This is a genomic window from Bacillus cereus group sp. BfR-BA-01408 (assembly GCF_022663305.1).
GTDB lineage: Bacteria > Bacillota > Bacilli > Bacillales > Bacillaceae_G > Bacillus_A > Bacillus_A pacificus.
Window position 1 is genome coordinate 35,676 of sequence record NZ_JAKUFF010000011.1, and the last position, 20,031, is coordinate 55,706.

The window sequence follows — 20,031 nt, forward strand, 5'->3', positions numbered from 1 at the left end:
GGTTAGGGTATCAGAAAAAATTAAATAACTTCAATAGTAAGGTAAATAAAAAAGGGAGCGGAAATATGCTCCTTTTTTATTTACCTTACTATTTTTAGGAAGTTAGTCTGAATAAGATATGGATAAAGGGTGAATAGCATTTTTATTAATAAAAATTCATTGGATTTTTTGTGGAATATATATGAAATGTTGTATAAAATAATCAGGAAAGCCAAAAATTATAGGGGGAAAGTTGTGAAGAAAAATAAGAGTTTAATAAGTTTTTTAGGAGTGTTTATTATGCTATTTTCTTTTTGTTTTCAAGGAAATGTACAGGCAGATGTAAATACTGTTCAATCTGGAAAAATCAAATCAGGAAATGTAACGGTATGGGAAGTTGGAAATGTAGCGAAAGTGTTAGCTGATGTAGAGCGCTTAAATTTAAATACAGTAAATGTACCGATTCAGGTAGATATTCCGAATGTGACTTCTACGAATATGGTAATTAATCAAGCGCAAAAGCAACAGGCTATTATTTTAATTCAAGAATTATTAAAGCGTAATATTCAAGTTATAGTGGAGCCGTTCCCATATATTCAGCAAGGAAATGTTGGGGAAACGGAATGGAATCCAAGTAATATTAATGATTTCTTCTGGAATTGGAAAACGGTTATTTTGCAAGACATCTTTAACTCGATTACAAGTAAATACAATGTGTACGGGCTTAAGATTGCTTCTAATTTCGTGAATATGGAATATGCAGAAGGATATTGGAGCGATACAATTGATTTTGTTCGCCAGCAGTATAAAGGAAATGTTTTGTATCAAATGAATTGGTGGTTAACAGCAAGTTGGGATCCTTCATATGAAGCGAAGTTTGTTGAGAAAATAAATCGTCCGTATTTAAAGAAGGTAGATATTGTTAGTGTCGATAGTTGGTTTGAAGTTTCAGGGAAAAGAAATCCATCATACGAAGAAGTGAAGCAAAGTTTATTTGCGACGACAGTATATAACCGTGGACAAAATGTTGTTCAACAACTAGAACAATTACATAAAGCAACAGGAAAACCGGTTTACTTTGGCGGATTTAACGTTCCGGCGCGTGAACTAGGCTTACAAAATCCGTGGAATCCAGATGTTTCTAATGTGTTTTCAAAAGACGTACAATTAAACGGATGGCGCGCTTACCGTGACGTATTAGAACCGAAGCCATATTTTAAAGGCTTTTCAATTTGGTTTATTGGATCTAATAATAGTACGCATGCGTATCAAATACATAGTCAAGAAACGGCAGCAGTTATTAATGGCTGGTACCGAAAATAATTTTTATAAAATAGGCAAGTTTTGAGGTTCACTACATATATTTCTAGTGAAAGGCCTTTCACCATCTTATCACCTAGGGGGCAATCATCATGAAATTTTTGTCTTACCTTACAGTAATTTTGGTGATTCTTGGCGGTTTGAATTGGTTATTTGTGGCGTTAGATTACAATGTAGTTGAGAAATGGTTTGGTTCTATGCCGGCGCTTGTGGACACTATTTATTGGCTCATTGGTCTTTCTGCTATTTATCAAATTTTTGATCGGTTCTTTACGGACAATTAGCAATTATACTTTATTACTAGAGTGTTAAGTACGATTATGTACTTAACACTTTTTTATATGTTTATAAAAAAAGTTTACACATGCAAGCGATTCCATTGCTTCTTGCGCCGTAATACTAGAAAAGAAATTGACCGTGTCTTGTATTGTGGGTTATAATTCAGAAAGTTTAAAAAATATTAAAATGAGAAATAGGGAGGTCATCTGGGTGATGGAAAGAGTGTATAATTTTTCAGCAGGACCATCAATACTCCCTTTGCCAGTTTTAGAGAAAGTGCAAAAGGAGCTTGTAAATTATAACGGGACAGGCATGTCTATTATGGAAATGAGTCATCGATCTTCTTATTTTCAAAGTATTATAGATGAAGCGGGTAGCTTGCTTCGTGAATTAATGAACATTCCTGATGAGTATGAAGTATTGTTTTTACAAGGCGGTGCGTCATTACAATTTTCTATGATACCGCTGAATGTAATGAATACGTATAAAAAAGCAGGATATATATTGACTGGCTCATGGTCTAAAAAGGCGATGCAAGAAGCTGAAAAAGTAGGAGAAGTACAAGTGATTGCTTCTTCTGAAGATGAGAAGTTTACGACAATTCCTAAACTGGATGGTTTACTAGGCGATGAAAAACTAGATTATGTACATATTACAACGAACAATACAATTGAAGGAACGAAATATGTGGAAGTTCCACATGTAGATAAAGTACCGCTTGTTGCGGATATGTCCTCAAATATTTTATCAGAACGATATGATGTTTCGAAGTTTGGTCTTATATATGCGGGAGCGCAAAAGAATTTAGGGCCAGCAGGCTTAACGATTGCAATTATAAAAAGAGATTTAATTGGGGGAGCAGATCGCTCTTGTCCTACGATGTTAAACTATGAAACTTACAGTAAAAATAACTCCTTATACAATACACCGCCGTCCTTTAGTATTTACGTAACGAAACTTGTATTAGAGTGGCTGAAAGAGCAAGGCGGGGTATCTGCGATTGAAGAACAAAATAAAATGAAATCTTCACTACTTTACAATTTCTTAGATGAATCAAAATTGTTTACTTCACCGGTTGATCCTACGTATCGATCACTTATGAACATTCCGTTTACAACGCCGTCAGAAGAGCTGAACAGTGAGTTTCTACAAAAAGCGAAAGAGCGTGGTTTTGTTACGCTAAAAGGACATCGATCAGTCGGTGGTATGCGCGCTAGTATTTACAATGCGATGCCAGCAGAAGGCGTACAGCAATTAGTAAATTATATGAAGGAATTTGAGCTTGAGAATAGATAGGGAGATGGGGATATGTTTCGTGTTCAAACGTTAAATCAAATTGCAGAAAAAGGTTTGCAAGTACTTAGCGGAGAGCGCTATGAAGTAGGGGAGAGAATGGATCACCCAGACGGTATTTTACTTCGCAGTTATTCTTTACATCAAGAAGAATTTTCAAAAGACTTAAAGGCGATTGCGAGAGCTGGTGCAGGGGTAAATAATATTCCTGTCGAGCGATGTACAGAAAAAGGGATTGTAGTATTTAATACGCCAGGAGCGAATGCTAATGCAGTAAAGGAACTTATTATTGCAAGTCTTATTATGTCTTCACGTAACATTATTAACGGAGTAAGCTGGACGAAAAATTTAGAAGGGGAAGAAGTACCGCAGCTTGTTGAATCTGGAAAGAAACAATTTGTTGGATCTGAAATTGCGGGGAAACGTCTAGGGGTTATCGGCCTTGGCGCAATCGGTGCTTTAGTTGCGAACGATGCGTTAGCTTTAGGGATGGACGTTGTCGGATACGATCCTTACATTTCAGTTGAAACAGCATGGCGCCTTTCTACACATGTGCAAAGAGCATTTAGTTTAGATGAAATTTTTGCAACGTGTGATTATATTACCCTTCATATTCCTCTTACGAATCAAACGAAGGGGATTATTGGTGAACACGCTATAGAGAAAATGAAAAAAGGAATGCGTTTATTCAATTTCTCTAGAGGAGAACTTGTAGATGAAAAGGTTCTTCAAAAAGCGTTAGAAGAAGACATTATTGCACATTACGTAACGGACTTCCCGAATGAAAATGTAATAAAGATGAAAAATGTAACTGCGACGCCTCACCTTGGTGCATCTACATCTGAATCAGAAGAAAATTGTGCGATCATGGCAGCGCGTCAATTACGTGAATATTTAGAGACAGGAAATATTCGTAATTCAGTCAACTATCCAAACGTAGAATTGCCGTATATCGGAAAGAAACGTATTACAATCATGCATCAAAATGTACCGAACATGGTAGGACAAATTACAGGATGTTTAGCAGAACATCATATTAATATTGCAGATATGATTAATCGTAGTAAACATTCTTGGGCGTACACGATGATTGATATTGATAACGGAATTGATGATATAATAAAAGAGAACATTGTGGAAAATATAAGCAAAATTACAGGTGTTGTAGCCGTTCGAATGATTGTGTAAAGGAGAGAGGAACTTGGCAAAAATCCGACCGTTTCGGGCCATTCGTCCAGTAGAAGAAAAAGCAGCGGAAGTTGCAGCTTTACCGTATGACGTATTAAATAGTGAAGAGGCAAGAGAGGTTGTAAAAGGGAATCCGTATTCTTTCTTGCACGTTGATAAAGCAGAAATTGATTTAGACCCAGCGCTTTCACCGTACGACGATCGCGTATATGAAAAAGCGGGTGAAAGTTTAAATCGATTGATACGAGAAGAAGTGTTCATACAAGACGAAGAGCCAGCACTATACATTTATGAACTGACGATGCAAGGAAGAACGCAGTCAGGCCTTGTCGTTTGTACATCTATTGATGAGTATGAAGACGATACAATTAAAAAACATGAAAGAACGCGTCATGAAAAAGAACTAGATCGTATTCGCCACGTAGATGTGTGTGACGCAAATACAGGTCCTATCTTTTTAACGTATCGTACAAAAGAAGAAGTGAAACGTTTCATCGCAAGCTGGAAAGAAGAACATGCGCCAATCTATACATTTACAGCAGAGGACGGCGTTAGGCATGTTGCTTGGAAAATAGCTGATGAAGAAGTAATTACAAGTTTAGTAAACTTATTTGAAGATATCCCTAACTTGTACATTGCAGACGGACACCACCGCTCCGCGTCAGCCGCAAAAGTAGGACTTATGCGAAGAGAACAATATCCGAATTACACAGGAGAAGAAGAGTTTAATTTCTTCCTATCAGTTTTATTCCCTCATGATGAATTATCCATTTGGGACTATAACCGAGTTGTAAAAGATTTAAATGGATTATCAGAAGAACAGTTTTTAAAGCAAATCACGCAATACTTTTATGTAGAAGAAGCATCTGTTTCTCCGTATAAACCAAATGAGCCAAAAACATTTGGCATGTATGTAAACGAGAAGTGGTATAAGCTCACAGTGAAAGAGGAAACGTTTGATGCGAACGACCTTGTAAAAGGTTTAGATGTATCTATTCTGCAAGATCATTTATTAAGCCAAGTACTTGAAATACATGATCCGCGATCTGATTCACGCATTGATTTTGTCGGAGGAATCCGCGGATTAGAAGAACTAGAACGCCTTGTAAATAACGGCGAATATAAAGCAGCGTTCTCATTATATCCGACATCAATGGAATCTTTATTAGCAATCGCAGACGCTGGAGAAGTTATGCCACCAAAATCAACGTGGTTTGAACCGAAACTGCGTAGTGGGTTGTTTGTACATTCTTTAAAATAAATATAGACTTCATTAGTTTGAAAAACCGAAATGATTTTAGTTTCGGTTTTTCTTATTTTAAAAGAGTTTTTGAGGAGGGGGGGGACTAATGAAATTGCAAGTAGGCGAAAAAATTACCTTTGAACGAACTTTAAGGACATTCCTAGTATTACAAGAAATGTCTTTTCCACTAAAGTATAGGGTATTTCGCTAAAATTCAAACTCTAAAATTAGTTTACTAGTTTGACCTGCAAACTGATAATGATAGGAACCTCTCAGACTTTCTAAGTTACCGGTAGCTTTAATAATTGTTCCTGGGGAATCTAAATTTCCTTTATCAAATATTCCTTGCTCTATAGCTGTAAATGTCCCATGCTGCCCCTTATAAATTCCTTCAAAGTGTAAAAATCCAGAAATTTTAGCAGTAGCTAAGTGACCATCATTTATATTTGAGTCTAAATAATATAATAAGTATTCAACAAAAGCTTTTCCTTTTAATTCACCATCAATATCATATTCGACATGTGCAATATTAATAGGGAAATCTTTTTTAGTATCATCAATTGGTTTTTCATCCCATTTACTTACTGTAAATGTTACTTCCATACACGTAAATCCCCCTTTATCATTAGATAAGTATTAAAAGTACCAATTCACAGTTATATCTCGTAGGAGTGTTTTTATTCATTCCACACCACTCTCCAAAATAGAGAAAGATCCATTTTCACAATCAATTTCTGCCATCGAGCCGTAAGGTAAAATAAACTTCGGTTCAGTATGACCAAAATTCAAATTATAAAGAATTGGCAAATCTTCTAAGTTATGTTCTTTCATAACTTGCAGTATTTCATGTTTATATTCTTCATAATACATTTCGTCTTTCGGTTTACCAAAAATGATGCCCTTGGCTTTTTGGAGAATACCTTGCGCTGCATAATTTCGTAACCAATACTTTATATAACTTGGTTCTGGATGGTCTTCAGAAGTTTCAAAGAAGAGAATGCTATCTTCCCAATGTTTTTTCTCAGGCCAAAGCTCCGTTCCTTTTGCAAATTCCAATACTTCTATACAACCACCAATTAAATGTCCTTGTACAGTGGTAGAGCCTTGGAGTAGCTCATATCCATTGTTTTGCTGCATCGTACGTCTTGTATCTTTATTTATCTCTATCCATTCTAAACGCTCACTCGTCCATTCAGGAGCTGGTTGAATTTCGCCAATCATTTCATTGGAAAAGAGAGTTCGATTTACCATTTCAACCGTATATGGATCCATCTCTACATTTTCAGCAAAGTCGGTCAAAATTGCTGGACCGTAAAAAGAGGAAAGACCTGCTTTATGACAAAATAAATGTGAAATGGTAACGTCAGAGTATCCCATAAAAATTTTCGGATTTTCACGTATTGCATTAAAATCTATATAGGGAAGTAGGCGAATGCTATCTTGACCGCCAATATTCGCAATAATTGCTTTCACGCGCGTATCTTGAAATGCTGTCATTAAATCTTCCGCACGAGCCTGTGGGTTGTTATAAATGAATTCGCTACCTTTTAAACTATTCGGCATTGGAACAACCGTAAGACCGAAAACTTCTTCTAATCTCTTTACTCCTTGCTCATATCGCCATCTTATTTCAGAATCACCTGCGCCTCCCCATGAAGGACTTACTGTTGCTACAATATCACCTGGCTGTAATCTCTTTGGTTTTATTAACATATGAATTCCGCCCCTACATAATGTAATGAAATACGATTATACAAACCGTAGCATTGAAAAATATGATGCATGTCATTAGTTTCTTCATCATCAATCCGTTTACCTGCTGGGATTCAAGAATTCAGTCTTAGTGTTGAATTGCATTTGAAAATTATAGTATGCATCATTGCATAAGAAAGGGGGTTGCTATTTTCTATAACCTGTAACTATAATAGTTACAGGTTGGTCGTATCCAATCAAAAATAAAATCATCATGAATGGAGATGTTTCGTAATGGGTATGAAAAAAATAATTTTAGCAGGTGCTTTAGGAATCGCAGCATTATCAGGAACGAATGTACCAGGACTAGAAGTAACAAAAGCGAGTGCAGCTTCTATAGAATCTAATTTCTCAACATTAGAAGGACGAGTAGTAGAAGTAGATAACGGTGTAATTGTTGTTAAATCTAAGCAATACGAAGAACCTGTTAGTGTATATATAGATTCATTTTCAAATGTGAAAGTAGGAGATGAAGTAAAAGCTACTGGATCTATGATGCGTAATTTTACAGAATATATGGTTGCAACTGCAATTGAAAATACAACAAACAAGTTAGGTATGCACATGAAAGAAGATGGCTCACCTGATTATGTAATTGGAGAAGTATCAAAAGTAGGAACGATGGAAGAGGAGGGAGACGGTGCTGCTAAATATGTTGTAGTTGAGTATCCATCGTTAAACGGGAAGAAAGTTATTATTGATGTTTTCTTAACAAAGGGACAAGTATTTAATACGGGTGAGAAAGTGAAAATTGATATGAGGTATGTAGGCTGGGGCGGAAGTTCTATTAATTGGAACACAGTTGATCATATCGAAAAAGTTCATGAGGTAAAGAGCAACGTTGAAAATAATGATGATGTTTGGATTTGGTCTTAATTAGACGCCTGTAAATAATAAATGGATTATGCAGTACCTAGCAAATGGTCATACACATGACTATTTGCTAGGTACTTTTTTGTTTTGTATTTTTTGAGAATAAGGGATTCCTAACTAGAATATGATGTTTAAATCGGAGCGAATTTAAAAAATACAATAATGAAAGAGGTGTTTACATATGGAGCGAAATGAGAATTATTTACGAGCTAAAAAAAGAGTGGAGAATTTAAAAGCGTTTTACATTCATTTAACGGTCTATATACTAGTGAACTTAATGCTTTTTTTCATAAATATAAGTTCTGATTCAAGTAAATTATGGTTTTTATATCCACTTGCAGGTTGGGGAATCGGAATTGTTATACACGCTTTGACAACTTTTCCAGTTGGCATATTCGGAAAAGAGTGGGAAGAACGAAAGATTAAAGAATATATGGAGAAAGATAAGTAAATTTATTTGGATTATTCTATTTTCAAAATGAGATACAAAGCAGTAAAGTTTGCTGTTCATAGTAAAGACCTTACGGAGGATTTTCATTCATTTTAAATCAACAAAGATGCGAAGTCATAGAATAGACTTCGCATCTTTGTTTTTTTCTGTTTAGTAGAATCAATGAGTCCTTTTCGTATTCACATAAGAGGCTAATATAACATGCTCACTGATAATAATAGGAAAGATGTTTTTGTAAACGAGATAATAGCGATGGAGAAGTGAATAAATTTATCGCTACACCTCTAAAATGAATTCATGTACATTCTATAAATCGTTGAGCTCTTTTAGAAAGCTTTCGATCTTTCAGCCATATAATTGATGATTCAGACTCATAAGGAAAATCTATTAAATCAACTATTTTTATTAATTCTTGCGGAATATGAGATACAGCACTTTTGGGCAAGATAGACGCTCCAACTCATAATAAGCATAAGAATAAATGCGGAGTCAGGACATTCACATGCGATGTTTAATTGAATACCGAGGTGCTTGCATTCATCGATGACGAGCTGATGATAGCTGTTTTCTTTATCTTTATGTAAAAGTAAAAGGGGAATATGACTTAATTCGGTTAGAGGAATTGGAAGCTGTGAGTGATATAGTTCCCATTTAGCAGGCATGACTAATACGAAAGGTTCTTTTGATAAACAAATGCTAGAAAAAACATCTTTATTAAAAGGTGTACGCAAGATAGCAAGTTCGATATACCGATTTTCTAATTGCTCTATTAAGTAAAAAGGGCCACCTTCCCATATTTTTAAGTTCACATTTGGATAGTTATCTTGAAAATAGCGGATTTTTTCAGAGAGAAACGGAATGCAAGAATGAAATGCTCCAATAGATAGATTCCCCCTTAGTCCTTCACCGGTATCTTTAATTTCCGTAATAGTTTCTTCTAATTGATCAATAATGTTTTTTGCTTTCGTATATAAAATTTTTCCTTCTTCAGTCAAATGCATATTTCGGCCGTTTCTTTCAAATAAGTTTACTGATAATTCTTGTTCTAGAAGCGATAGTTGCCTACTTAGAGGTGGCTGTGCCATATGAAGTCGGTGGGCAGCACGGGTAAGCTGTTTTTCTTCAGCGATTACAATAAAGTAACGAAGTTTTCTTATATCCATGTCAAAGTCCCTTTCTATACCATTTTTGTATGGGAAAACAACCTTATAGATAGTTTTCATATAATCTCCCACATGATATCATAAACAAAAAGTTTTAAAAATAGAAAATTCTAAAAATTTAAAATAATATTCAGAAAAGTAATAACTTGAAAATAGATCGAATCGTTTTGAGGGGGGGATTTTGATGAAAGTCTCGTTATTTATTACTTGTTTATCAGATGTGTTTTTTCCTGAAGTAGGTAAAAGTGTCGTAGAAATTATGAAGCAATGTGGAGTGGAGCTAGATTTTCCTGAAGGACAGACTTGTTGCGGACAACCAGCTTACAATAGTGGATATCAAGAAGATGCAAAACTAGCAGCAAAGCAAATGATCAAAGCATTTGAACGTAGTGAATATATTGTGACGCCTTCAGGCTCTTGCGCTAGCATGGTTCATCATTATTATAAAGAGATGTTTAAAGGTGATAGTGAATGGTATGAAAAAGCGGTTTATTTAGCGGACAGAACGTATGAGTTGACGGACTTTTTAGTGAATGTACTTGGGAAAAATGATTGGAAATCTAAGTTGAATGAGAAAGCTGTTTTCCATCAATCTTGTCATATGAGTCGGGCGCTCGGGATTAAAGAGGAACCACTGAAGTTATTATCGCAAGTAGAAGGTCTAGACGTAATAGAATTACCATATTGTCAAGATTGCTGCGGGTTTGGTGGTACTTTTGCAGTGAAAATGAGTTCGATTTCTGAAACGATGGTTGATGAAAAAATAAAACATATTGAGGCGACAGAAGCAAGTCTCTTAATTGGAGCAGATATGGGATGTCTTATGAATATTGGGGGAAGATTGCGCAGAAAAAATAAAAACATTCAAGTGTTACATGTAGCAGAAGTACTGGCGAAGGGGCTGAATAAATGAGTGTGGCGGGGAAACAAGTTTTTTTGAAAAGAGTAGATAAAGCGTTGCACGATCCGCAGATGAGAAGCGCAGTTCCGTTCACACAAGATAGGCTTCGGATGGGACGGGAACAAGCTACACAGGAATTAGGGAATATAGAAGAATGGCGCGAGGCAGCATCTGAAATTCGGATGCATACAATTGAAAATTTAGATAGTTATTTGGAACAATTAGCTACTAATGTTCGAAAAAATGGAGGGCATGTTCATTTTGCTTTCAAAGCAGAGGATGCCGTATCGTATGTTTCTGAAATCGCAAGAAAAAAAGGAGCGAAATCAGTGATTAAGTCAAAGTCCATGGTTTCAGAAGAAATACACCTTAATAAAAGCTTAGAAGAGATAGGGGTGAAAGTAGTAGAGTCCGATCTTGGGGAGTATATTATTCAACTAGCTGGAGAAACTCCATCCCATTTAATCGCCCCGGCCATTCATAAAACGAAGGAACAAGTAGCGCAGCTTTTTTCTAAGGAAGCAGGAAGAGAGATACCAGTTGATACGAATCAATTACTACAATTTGCTAGGGAGCGATTGCGGAAAGAGTTTTTAGAAGCTGATATTGGTATTTCTGGTTGTAACTTTGCGGTAGCGGAATCTGGATCCGTTGTTCTTATAAGTAATGAAGGAAATGCTCGTCTTACTACGACATTGCCAAAAGTTCATATTGCGATTATGGGGATGGAACGCCTTGTTCCGACATGGAAAGATCTTGATGTAGTCGTTTCAATGTTAACAAGAAGTGCTACAGGCCAAAAGATTACATCTTATGTAACTGGAATTAACGGGGCGCGTTTACATGAAGATATGGATGGACCTGAAGAATTTCATTTAATTATTTTAGATAATGGTCGTTCTGATATGTTAGGAACTGCTTATGAAGAAGTATTAAAGTGTATAAGATGCGGAGCTTGTGTAAATGTTTGTCCTGTGTATCGTAATATTGGGGGGCATGCTTATGGAAGTGTTTATAGCGGGCCAATTGGGGCAGTACTTGCACCTTTATTAGAAGGATATGAAGAATTAAAAGAATTACCTTTTGCATCAAGTTTGTGCGGAGCGTGTACAGATGTTTGCCCTGTGAAAATTCCATTACATGACCTTCTTATTAAGCATCGTAAAGATATTGTGGAACAAGGGTTTATAACGAAATTTGAACAACTGGCTTTTAAAGGTTTCACGTTTATGGCGAGCCATCCGTTCGTTTATGAGAAAACTATTAAAATGGCACATACAGGTTTATCGATCTTTGCAAAAGATGGATATATTGCGAATGGTCCTGGCCCATTAAAAGGGTGGACAGAAAGTAGAGATTTTCCAAAACCTGCGAAACAATCGTTCCGTGATTGGTGGAAAAAAGAAAAGAGGGATTCATAATATGAATACGGATGTACAACAATCTTTTTTAAACAATATCGCACGGAAACTAAACCGAGAACGTCGCTCGGGAGTCACTCCTCCCAGGTGGAAAAACAATCCACTCAGCCGCTTTCCTAAAGAAATGGATCACAAAAGTTTAATAGAGCAGTTTATTGCAAACTTGCATAGGTTACATACAGAAGTAAGTCATATATACCGTTCAGAAATAGAGAGTGCACTTCAGTACGTTGTATATAAATTTAATGTTCAATCTGCGGTGTATTGGGATGATGATAGATTACATCAACTTGAAATAGGAAAGCATTTAACAGGAAATTTCGTTTCTCATCGAATTTGGCAAAGTAAAGAAGAGGAAAGAGAACTACGGGATTATGCAGCTCAAGTGGATATGGGAATTACATATGCCGAAATGGGACTCGCTGAGACTGGAACCGTTGTTTTATGGAATGGTGGTGGACGCGGACGTTTAGTTAGCGTTTTGCCAGCAGTTTATGTAGCGATTCTCTCAGAACATACAATTTATAGACGGTTAACAGAAGGAGTAACTAGAATTCATGAACAAGTTTCGAACGGATTACCTGCCTGTATTAATTTTATTACTGGGCCTAGCCGGACAGGTGATATTGAGATGGAATTAGCCTTTGGAGTTCATGGCCCTGGAAAAGTCCATGTCATTCTATTAAAGGATTAGAGAGACAAACAAAAGAATGCGAGGGGAGTGGGAATTTTGATGAAGAATAAATTTCGTTATTATGTCTTTACAATGCTCACGTTTATTACGATGGTGAATTATATTGATCGAGGGGCCATCGCTTATGCGCAGTCTTTTATTATAAAAGAATATGGCTTTGACCCGAAGGAGTGGGGCGCTATATTAGGCTATTTTGGTTACGGTTACATGATTGGTTCTTTATTAGGAGGTATTTTTTCAGATAAAAAAGGACCGAAATTTGTATGGATCGTAGCGGCAACAGCTTGGTCTATTTTTGAAATTGCGACCGCTTTTGCTGGAGAAATAGGGATTGCTGTTTTTGGAGGGTCTGCTTTAATAGGATTTGCTATTTTCCGCGTTTTATTTGGATTAACAGAAGGGCCATCTTTTGCGGTTTCGAATAAGACAGCAGCAAACTGGGCAGCTCCAAAAGAAAGAGCCTTTCTAACGTCCCTTGGTTTTGTTGGCGTTCCGTTAGGGGCAGTATTAACAGCACCTGTAGCGGTTCTGTTGCTATCTTTCACTAGTTGGAAAATCATGTTTTTTATCCTCGGTACAATAGGGATTGTATGGGCGATTATTTGGTATTTTACTTTTACGAATATGCCTGAGGATCATCCACGAGTGACAAAAGAAGAATTAGCTGAAATACGAAGTACGGAAGGTGTGCTTCAATCAATAAAAGTAGAGAAAGAAATTCCAAAAGAGCCATGGTACTCCTTTTTTAAAGTTCCGACATTCGTTATGGTTACGATAGCATATTTTTGCTTCCAATATATCAATTTTTTAATATTAACTTGGACACCAAAATACTTGCAAGATGTATTCCATTTTCAATTATCTTCCCTTTGGTATCTTGGGATGATTCCTTGGCTTGGAGCTTGTATCACATTGCCGCTAGGGGCGAAGCTTTCTGATCGTATTTTACGTAAAACAGGAAACCTTCGTTTAGCTCGTACCGGGTTACCGATTATTGCTTTATTACTGACAGCAATTTGTTTTAGCTTCATTCCAGCGATGAACAATTACGTAGCTGTATTAGCGCTTATGTCGCTTGGAAATGCGTTTGCTTTTTTACCGAGTTCCTTATTTTGGGCAATTATTGTCGATACAGCTCCTGCTTACTCAGGAACATATAGTGGAATTATGCATTTCATCGCTAATATTGCGACAATTTTAGCCCCGACTTTAACTGGATACTTAGTTGTAAGTTATGGTTACCCTTCAATGTTTATCGTAGCTGCCGTTTTGGCCGCTACTGCAATGGGGGCAATGTTGTTCGTAAAACCAGGGCAACAAACGAAGACGGAAAGCTTATTTAACTGGAGAGGTAAGAAGCGGTTAGAGGAACCTCGTGCTAATTTTGAATGAGTAGGGTAAAAAAATGAGTTGTATGCATTTGAAGTGAATCCGAATGGTGGTATATGAAAAAACTCCTGAATTCGCATACTAAGTATGCAAATTTAATGGAGTTTTTTTCATTACGCGGAAGAAATAAAGCGAAATGATCAACAACGTACAGAAGTATAAAATGACATATAAATCTCTGTGATCAAATATTTGATGCGAAGTTTATTCTATAGCTTTGTACTCGAAGTATGTGCGAATGAGTGTTCCTATTCACTTTTCAGCGTAAATAGCATACGAAATCAAAACTTTACTTGTAGTACATAATAAATACAGTTGTTACCCTTTTTAAATTACATGTAGATATAGGATAAAGTTGATGTATCATCCTATATGAAAATAAAAATAAACTACTGTTCGATTTGAATATTCCACGATATAATGGTGAGAGTTTATATCTGAAGAAATATTTGCATAAGAAGTGAGGTACTATATGAAAAAAAGAACGACAGACATTATTTTTATTATTATTGGTGCATTCCTTTTTGCTTTAGGTGTTAATTTATTTGTTATTCCGAACGAATTCGGTGAGGGTGGGGTAACAGGTATCACAATTATTACGTACTACTTATTTGAGTGGTCACCAGGTTTAGTCAATTTAATTTTAAATGCGATTTTGTTAATAGTTGGTTATAAATTTTTAAATAAGATTACAACAATTTATACGATTATTGCTGTAGTTACGAACTCGCTATTCCTTCATTTAACAGAAGGATGGACGATTGCTTCAGATGAAATGCTCGTAAATGCCATTTTCGGTGGAATATTTATCGGGTGCGGGATTGGTCTCATCATTCGCGTTGGTGGAACGACAGCAGGTACTACCATCTTAGCACGGATGACGCATAAATATTTAGGATGGAGCATTAGCTATGGTCTACTGTTCTTCGATTTAATCGTTGCGTTTTCATCTTATTTCATCATTGGTGCAGAAAAACTGATGCTGACAATTATTATGTTATATGTAGGAACGAAAGTAATGGAATTTGTAATTGAAGGGTTAAATCCAAAAAAGGCCATTACGATTATTTCAGATAAACCGGATGAAATTGCCGGGAAGGTAACTTCTTTAATGGGCAGAGGGGTTACCGTGTATTCAGGTCATGGCTATTACACGAAAACGCCGAAGGACATTCTTTATGTTGTTATTAATAAGCAAGAAGTAGTGAAGCTAAAGCGAATTGTTCAAACTACAGATCCGGCTGCGTTCATTGCTATACATGATGTTCGTGACGTATTTGGAGAAGGATTCGTTGATATTTCGAAGGCTTAAAAATTACTTTTCATTAAAATAATCTTAATACTAAAACGTGAGAATCTATTTTGAATCATCTGTTTTCAAAATAGATTCTTTTTTATTAAACACCATTCACTTTCAGTTCGAACTTTTACATTTTAAAGAAAACTGCCGATAGAACGTTCCAGTCTGTTCTTTAATTTTGAAATGTGAGAGTTGAATAACAATGGATTATATGTGATTTTTTAATCTACTCCCCATGAGTTCCGCCATTTGTTTTGCATCTGGATTTTCTTCATCGTACAATTTCTCAATAATGTTAATATAATCCGTCTCATTTCGATTTTGGCTTAATTTATATGCAGCCTGGATGTCTCCCACCTTAATTTTAAATCCAATTATACCTTTCAGTTCATTTTCTAAGAGAGTGGGGGAAAGTTTATCCCATAATACTGGATTTTCACGATGCTCTTCATATTTTTTCAGCATTGTTGTTAATTCATCTATTAATTCCTCTTTATCTAAAATACTTGCTTTACCATATATATGGACAGCTTGATAATTCCATGTTGGAACTTCTTCATTTTCATACCAAGAAGAAGAGATGTAAGAGTGTGGTCCCTGAAACATTACAAGAACATCCTCACAAGTTTCAAATGTTCTCCACTGGGGGTTCCCATAAGCCATATGTCCAGTAATAAAATAATCATCACCTTGTTTAGTTAACCCAAAAGGTAAATGAGTTGCGATTGGTTTCTCTTTTTTGGTTGTGACGATTGTTCCAAAAGAGTTTTTTTGAACAAACTCCCAAATTTCATCAACATTTGTGACTTTAAAATATTTTGGAATATACATAGTAGCCCACCTCTCAAAAAAGTTATATGAGTGTTTTAATCATTATAAGGTCAACTTGTTCGTCATCTCCCATATAAAAGGAGTGAGAGCCAGCTTGTACAAAACCTAACTTCTTATAAAAAGCAATAGCATTTTCATTTTTCTCCCATACGCCTAGCCAAATATTCTTTTTATTATTTGCTATTGCAATTTCCATAGCGTTATTTAGTAGATATTTGCCAAGACCATGTTTTTGAAAGGAGCTCTTTATATAAATTCTCTCGACTTCAAGTGATTCATCGCCCATTTCTTCAGACTGAGCATCATCAGTATTGATCTTCAGATACCCAGCAATTGCATCGTTGAAGTAGACAAAAAAGAATTGAGAAGAGATATTGGATAATTCTTTTTCTAATTGCTTTAAGTTAAATGCCTTTTCCAAATAATGATGCATATTTTCGGGTGAATTCTGATGTTTAAAAGTCTCATTAAATGTTTCATAACTAATTTCTTGAAGTTTGTGTATATCTTTAAGGGTGCACTTTTCTATATGTGTAGTCATTTGAATAGTTAGCTCCTTTATATAATCAATAATTTCTCTTATTTCCCTTTTTTACAAATTCCCAATCTTTTTCTATATTTTTTCTTACTCTTTGAAGAAGGTTAGAAATAGTTTCCGCTTCTGTTTCCGAAAATCCTTCTAATGCAACAGTATTGGAATAATCATTTTCTCTTTTAATAAAAGGATAGACGTTTTTTCCTTTTTCTGTTGGAAAAAGTTTTTTGATTTTTTTGTTAGATTCATCTTCTTTCTTTTCGATAAATCCATTGATTTCAAGCTTTTTGATGGCACGGGCTGCGGTTGTACGATCTACTTTTATCATCTCAGATAGCTTTTCTTGAATGATTCCTGGGTTTTCACATATTCGCACAAGGTACAAATACTGACCTTTTGTAAGCTCATATTCTTTAAATTCTATATTACTAATAGAATCTAATGCCCTTGCAATCATGCCAATTTCACGAAGAATTTCTTTCATAATGAACTCCTCATCTTTCTTTTTTATTGCAAATGCAACAATTTGAAGTTACATTTAATATAAAATATTTTTATTGTAAATGCAACAAAAATGACGATAAAGAGGCTGATTAAAATGAAGTATGTTTTTTATGTATTAGGAATTTTAATATTAACCCTTGGTATTTCTTTCACAATACAATCAGATCTTGGTACTTCACCTTTTGATGCACTTTTAGTAGGACTTTCTTTAAATGTGGGGCTTACTGTGGGAAGCTGGGAAATAATAATAGCTTTATTATTAATATGTTGTAATTCGATATTAAAAAGACAAAGACCAGAGGTACTAGGGTTGTTAACAGCATTCATAACGGGCATTGGTATTGATGTGTGGCTATTTTTATTACGCAATTTAATTACACCTGAAATATGGTACAGTAAAATGATTTATTTTGGAATCGGATTAGTTATTACAGGATTAGGAACTGCAATATATTTACAAACAAATTTTGCTCCCATTCCAATTGACCGATTAACATTAATCATACAAGAATTAACGAGAACGAATATCTTTATATCACGAACATTTATTTACCTTATATTCTTAATAATGGCAACGATTTTACATGGACCAATTGGTGTTGGAACTATATTAACTGTTTGTTTAGGTGGGCTAATACTGAATTTATTTATGCCACTTACTAAAAAAGTAATAGATCACTTATTCGTACACCAGAGTACTTCATCAAATTATAAGAAAAATAAAACAGCTGACCACAATGATAAGAAACGTATCTTCTAAGGAATCCTTTTCTTTTTCTTGCAAAAAAACCAATTGTTTCTTAATGTAGTGATGTAGAAGGATGAACGAGAGAGGGTTTAATGAAGATGATACATATTTTATTAGCTGATGATGATAAGCATATTAGAGAGTTATTGCATTACCATTTACAAAAAGAGGGGTTTACAGTTTTTGAAGCGGAAGACGGAAAGGTAGCGCAAGAAGTACTAGAGAAGGAAAATATTCATCTTGCGATCGTGGACATTATGATGCCGTTCGTTGATGGCTATACGTTATGTGAAGAAATTCGGAAGTATCATGATATTCCTGTTATTTTATTAACAGCAAAGGATCAGTTAGTCGATAAAGAGAAAGGATTCATTTCTGGTACGGACGATTATATCGTAAAACCATTTGAACCAGCTGAAGTCATTTTCCGTATGAAAGCTTTATTACGCCGTTATCAAATGCTGAGCGCTGACATAATTACACTCCATGGAACGACAATTGATCGTAAAGGTGTTGAAGTGAAGTGTAACGGCCAGACGATTTTACTTCCGTTAAAGGAATTTGAATTATTATCACAACTAGCTAGTTATCCTGGGAGAACATTTTCAAGAGAAGAGTTAATTGAACTAGTATGGGGAATGGATTTTGAAGGGGATGAACGGACAGTTGATGTTCATGTGAAGCGACTAAGAGATCGTTTCTCAAAACGAACGGATGATTTTCAAATTACGACAGTGCGCGGACTCGGTTATAAGTTGGAGCTGAAATAAGATGAAATCACTATATTCTAGATTTGTATTTATGACAGTCGGTATTATGCTACTTAGTAGTATTATCGGCTTTTTATTAACAAACGTATATTATCAAGTGAAGTTAAAGCCATATAACAGCGAAAAGATTTTAAAGTATGCGGAAGAAGTTAAGTCATTATATGAAAAGCAAAGCGAAGAAAATCAAGAGGCGTACTTACAATCTATTGCGAAGTTAGGGTATGAAATTTATATTGTCGATGATCAAAAGAATGGAAAGCGTATCGGCAATGCGTTTCGTAAGACGTCTATTAGTGATGATACCGTTCATAAAGTATTGCAAGGTGAAACGTTTAATGGTGTTTCTACATATCCGACTCGCCTATTTATTACTGGTTTTTTCGATAATGAATTAATAAATAGTGTTGGTGTCCCGGTAAAACACGGTGATAAACAGTACGCTTTATTTATTCGTCCTGACATTCAGAACCAATTTGGCGAGATGCGAATTTTCTTAGCGGTATTACTTGGGTTTATCGTACTATTAAGTATTATCTTTATAGCGATTGCAGCAGGTTACATCGTTCGTCCGATTCGTAAATTTACGAAGGCTACGCAAAAAATTGCGAGTGGGGAATATAAAATTGAATTAGACGTAAAACGAAAAGATGAAATAGGAACGTTATCTACAAGCTTCCAAAAGATGACGAAAAGTATAAAAGAATTAGATGAAATGAGACAAGAATTTGTTTCGAACGTTTCACATGAATTCCAGTCGCCGCTTTCTTCTATACAAGGTTTTTCGAAAACGTTGCAAACAGAAAAGATGAGCATGGAAGAAAGAAATCATTACTTACAAATTATTGAAGGTGAAAGTAAGCGAATGTCTAGTTTATGTAAACAGTTACTTACGCTCGCTTCATTAGATAAAGAAGAGAAAGTGTTACAAATAAAAGAATTCAATTTGCAGAAGCAAATTAAAGACGTCATTTTTATGCTCGAATGGAAATGGCGTGAAAAAGATATCGCCGTTGAATTTGATGTGCCGGATATCGTCATAAAAGGTGATGAAAACCTTCTTCATCAAGTATGGAGTAACATTTTCACGAATAGCATTAAGTTTTCAAACGATGGTGGGACCATTGAGTTTTTTGTCGAAGAGTTAGAGTCTAGTGTTATTATTTCTATATCCGATAACGGAATCGGTATGGAACAAGAAGAAATGGATCGTATTTTTGATCGCTTTTACAAGGTGGATACAGCAAGGGCAAGAAATGTAGAAGGTAGCGGTTTAGGATTATCGATCGTGCAAAAGATTGTGGAACTGCATAACGGAAACGTTTCAGTTTATAGCACGAAAGGGGAAGGGACGACCGTTCGGGTGGAACTTCCTAAATAGATGGAAGAGGCTGTTTGGA

20 protein-coding genes and 1 pseudogene are annotated in these 20,031 nt (G+C 35.5%); 15 read left to right on the forward strand and 6 right to left on the reverse strand.

What is annotated here, in order from left to right; genetic code table 11:
- The first annotated feature begins 234 nt into the window (after positions 1-234).
- The 5 genes from MR083_RS08045 to MR083_RS08065 all read left to right on the forward strand — a co-directional run bounded on the left by MR083_RS08045 (position 235) and on the right by MR083_RS08065 (position 5,320).
- Entirely contained in the window at positions 235-1,302 is a 1,068-nt protein-coding gene (locus MR083_RS08045) for a glycoside hydrolase family 113 (protein WP_242268900.1), read from the forward strand.
- An 89-nt stretch (positions 1,303-1,391) separates the two neighbouring features.
- Entirely contained in the window at positions 1,392-1,583 is a 192-nt protein-coding gene (locus MR083_RS08050) for a DUF378 domain-containing protein (RefSeq protein WP_000670803.1), read from the forward strand.
- A gap of 208 nt (positions 1,584-1,791) precedes the next feature.
- A complete protein-coding gene (serC, locus tag MR083_RS08055; protein ID WP_242268934.1) occupies positions 1,792-2,874 on the forward strand; it encodes a 3-phosphoserine/phosphohydroxythreonine transaminase in 1,083 nt (360 codons plus the stop codon).
- Positions 2,875-2,886: 12 nt separating this feature from the next.
- Positions 2,887-4,059 (forward strand): 3-phosphoglycerate dehydrogenase family protein, encoded by a 1,173-nt coding sequence (locus MR083_RS08060; protein ID WP_000490257.1) that lies wholly within the window; start codon positions 2,887-2,889, stop codon positions 4,057-4,059.
- 13 nt (positions 4,060-4,072) lie between these two features.
- On the forward strand, positions 4,073-5,320 hold the full coding sequence (locus tag MR083_RS08065; protein WP_001063039.1) for a DUF1015 domain-containing protein: 1,248 nt from the start codon (positions 4,073-4,075) through the stop codon (positions 5,318-5,320).
- A gap of 189 nt (positions 5,321-5,509) precedes the next feature.
- Here MR083_RS08065 and MR083_RS08070 read toward each other — a convergent pair whose 3' ends face one another.
- Together MR083_RS08070 and MR083_RS08075 are read right to left on the reverse strand one after the other, a co-directional pair.
- Positions 5,510-5,905 carry a DUF3224 domain-containing protein gene (locus MR083_RS08070; RefSeq protein WP_000454096.1) on the reverse strand — a complete coding sequence of 132 codons (396 nt, stop codon included), beginning with the start codon at positions 5,903-5,905 and terminating at the stop codon, positions 5,510-5,512.
- A gap of 78 nt (positions 5,906-5,983) precedes the next feature.
- Positions 5,984-7,015: a S66 family peptidase gene (locus MR083_RS08075; protein WP_242268902.1), complete on the reverse strand. Its 1,032-nt coding sequence runs from the start codon at positions 7,013-7,015 to the stop codon at positions 5,984-5,986.
- Positions 7,016-7,288: 273 nt separating this feature from the next.
- Between MR083_RS08075 and MR083_RS08080 the strand changes: the two genes are divergently transcribed.
- Both MR083_RS08080 and MR083_RS08085 read left to right on the forward strand, forming a co-directional pair.
- The gene (locus MR083_RS08080; protein ID WP_242268903.1) at positions 7,289-7,930 is read left to right on the forward strand and encodes a hypothetical protein; all 642 of its coding nucleotides are present in this window, start codon (positions 7,289-7,291) and stop codon (positions 7,928-7,930) included.
- 178 nt (positions 7,931-8,108) lie between these two features.
- On the forward strand, positions 8,109-8,378 hold the full coding sequence (locus MR083_RS08085; protein ID WP_100634075.1) for a 2TM domain-containing protein: 270 nt from the start codon (positions 8,109-8,111) through the stop codon (positions 8,376-8,378).
- A gap of 295 nt (positions 8,379-8,673) precedes the next feature.
- Here the strand turns inward: MR083_RS08085 and MR083_RS08090 are convergent.
- Positions 8,674-9,541, reverse strand: a pseudogene (locus MR083_RS08090) (LysR family transcriptional regulator).
- 184 nt (positions 9,542-9,725) lie between these two features.
- Between MR083_RS08090 and MR083_RS08095 the strand changes: the two are divergent.
- From MR083_RS08095 to MR083_RS08115, 5 genes are all read left to right on the forward strand, one after another.
- A complete protein-coding gene (locus tag MR083_RS08095; protein WP_000868782.1) occupies positions 9,726-10,454 on the forward strand; it encodes a (Fe-S)-binding protein in 729 nt (242 codons plus the stop codon).
- Positions 10,451-11,863, forward strand: a complete 1,413-nt coding sequence (locus MR083_RS08100; RefSeq protein ID WP_242268906.1) for a LutB/LldF family L-lactate oxidation iron-sulfur protein — start codon at positions 10,451-10,453, stop codon at positions 11,861-11,863. The genes MR083_RS08095 and MR083_RS08100 overlap by 4 nt, the downstream gene beginning before the upstream one ends.
- A 1-nt stretch (position 11,864) precedes the next feature.
- Positions 11,865-12,557, forward strand: coding sequence for a LutC/YkgG family protein (locus MR083_RS08105; protein WP_242268908.1), 693 nt, complete (start codon positions 11,865-11,867; stop codon positions 12,555-12,557).
- A gap of 39 nt (positions 12,558-12,596) precedes the next feature.
- Complete coding sequence (locus tag MR083_RS08110; RefSeq protein WP_014893597.1) at positions 12,597-13,949, forward strand: MFS transporter; 1,353 nt, start codon at positions 12,597-12,599, stop codon at positions 13,947-13,949.
- Between the two features lie 469 nt (positions 13,950-14,418).
- Positions 14,419-15,258, forward strand: coding sequence for a YitT family protein (locus MR083_RS08115; protein WP_000747495.1), 840 nt, complete (start codon positions 14,419-14,421; stop codon positions 15,256-15,258).
- Between the two features lie 195 nt (positions 15,259-15,453).
- On the opposite strand, the gene paiB is transcribed toward MR083_RS08115, so the two are convergent.
- The 3 genes from paiB to MR083_RS08130 are packed head-to-tail and all read right to left on the reverse strand — an operon-like array spanning position 15,454 to position 17,096.
- Positions 15,454-16,077 (reverse strand): protease synthase/sporulation negative transcriptional regulator PaiB, encoded by a 624-nt coding sequence (gene paiB, locus MR083_RS08120; RefSeq protein WP_242268911.1) that lies wholly within the window; start codon positions 16,075-16,077, stop codon positions 15,454-15,456.
- A 22-nt stretch (positions 16,078-16,099) separates the two neighbouring features.
- Entirely contained in the window at positions 16,100-16,618 is a 519-nt protein-coding gene (gene paiA / locus MR083_RS08125; protein WP_000207059.1) for a spermidine/spermine N(1)-acetyltransferase, read from the reverse strand.
- A gap of 25 nt (positions 16,619-16,643) precedes the next feature.
- The gene (locus MR083_RS08130; protein WP_000658986.1) at positions 16,644-17,096 is read right to left on the reverse strand and encodes a MarR family winged helix-turn-helix transcriptional regulator; all 453 of its coding nucleotides are present in this window, start codon (positions 17,094-17,096) and stop codon (positions 16,644-16,646) included.
- Positions 17,097-17,210: 114 nt separating this feature from the next.
- On the opposite strand from MR083_RS08130, the gene MR083_RS08135 reads away from it, so the two are divergent.
- From MR083_RS08135 to MR083_RS08145, 3 genes are all read left to right on the forward strand, one after another.
- A complete protein-coding gene (locus tag MR083_RS08135) occupies positions 17,211-17,876 on the forward strand; it encodes a YczE/YyaS/YitT family protein (RefSeq protein WP_242268913.1) in 666 nt (221 codons plus the stop codon).
- Between the two features lie 80 nt (positions 17,877-17,956).
- Positions 17,957-18,634 carry a response regulator transcription factor gene (locus tag MR083_RS08140; RefSeq protein WP_000781974.1) on the forward strand — a complete coding sequence of 226 codons (678 nt, stop codon included), beginning with the start codon at positions 17,957-17,959 and terminating at the stop codon, positions 18,632-18,634.
- Between the two features lies 1 nt (position 18,635).
- Positions 18,636-20,012, forward strand: coding sequence for a sensor histidine kinase (locus MR083_RS08145; protein WP_242268916.1), 1,377 nt, complete (start codon positions 18,636-18,638; stop codon positions 20,010-20,012).
- Positions 20,013-20,031: the final 19 nt, after the last annotated feature.

Coding starts and splice junctions, on each gene's coding strand:
- MR083_RS08130 (WP_000658986.1), bottom strand. CDS start 17,096: ATGAAAGAAATTCTTCGTGAAATTGGCATGATTGCAAGGGCATTAGAT.
- MR083_RS08110 (WP_014893597.1), top strand. CDS start 12,597: ATGAAGAATAAATTTCGTTATTATGTCTTTACAATGCTCACGTTTATT.
- paiA (WP_000207059.1), bottom strand. CDS start 16,618: ATGACTACACATATAGAAAAGTGCACCCTTAAAGATATACACAAACTT.
- MR083_RS08070 (WP_000454096.1), bottom strand. CDS start 5,905: ATGGAAGTAACATTTACAGTAAGTAAATGGGATGAAAAACCAATTGAT.
- MR083_RS08135 (WP_242268913.1), top strand. CDS start 17,211: ATGAAGTATGTTTTTTATGTATTAGGAATTTTAATATTAACCCTTGGT.
- MR083_RS08095 (WP_000868782.1), top strand. CDS start 9,726: ATGAAAGTCTCGTTATTTATTACTTGTTTATCAGATGTGTTTTTTCCT.
- MR083_RS08100 (WP_242268906.1), top strand. CDS start 10,451: ATGAGTGTGGCGGGGAAACAAGTTTTTTTGAAAAGAGTAGATAAAGCG.
- MR083_RS08080 (WP_242268903.1), top strand. CDS start 7,289: ATGGGTATGAAAAAAATAATTTTAGCAGGTGCTTTAGGAATCGCAGCA.
- MR083_RS08060 (WP_000490257.1), top strand. CDS start 2,887: ATGTTTCGTGTTCAAACGTTAAATCAAATTGCAGAAAAAGGTTTGCAA.
- MR083_RS08075 (WP_242268902.1), bottom strand. CDS start 7,015: ATGTTAATAAAACCAAAGAGATTACAGCCAGGTGATATTGTAGCAACA.
- MR083_RS08140 (WP_000781974.1), top strand. CDS start 17,957: ATGAAGATGATACATATTTTATTAGCTGATGATGATAAGCATATTAGA.
- serC (WP_242268934.1), top strand. CDS start 1,792: ATGGAAAGAGTGTATAATTTTTCAGCAGGACCATCAATACTCCCTTTG.
- paiB (WP_242268911.1), bottom strand. CDS start 16,077: ATGTATATTCCAAAATATTTTAAAGTCACAAATGTTGATGAAATTTGG.
- MR083_RS08105 (WP_242268908.1), top strand. CDS start 11,865: ATGAATACGGATGTACAACAATCTTTTTTAAACAATATCGCACGGAAA.
- MR083_RS08115 (WP_000747495.1), top strand. CDS start 14,419: ATGAAAAAAAGAACGACAGACATTATTTTTATTATTATTGGTGCATTC.
- MR083_RS08050 (WP_000670803.1), top strand. CDS start 1,392: ATGAAATTTTTGTCTTACCTTACAGTAATTTTGGTGATTCTTGGCGGT.
- MR083_RS08145 (WP_242268916.1), top strand. CDS start 18,636: ATGAAATCACTATATTCTAGATTTGTATTTATGACAGTCGGTATTATG.
- MR083_RS08085 (WP_100634075.1), top strand. CDS start 8,109: ATGGAGCGAAATGAGAATTATTTACGAGCTAAAAAAAGAGTGGAGAAT.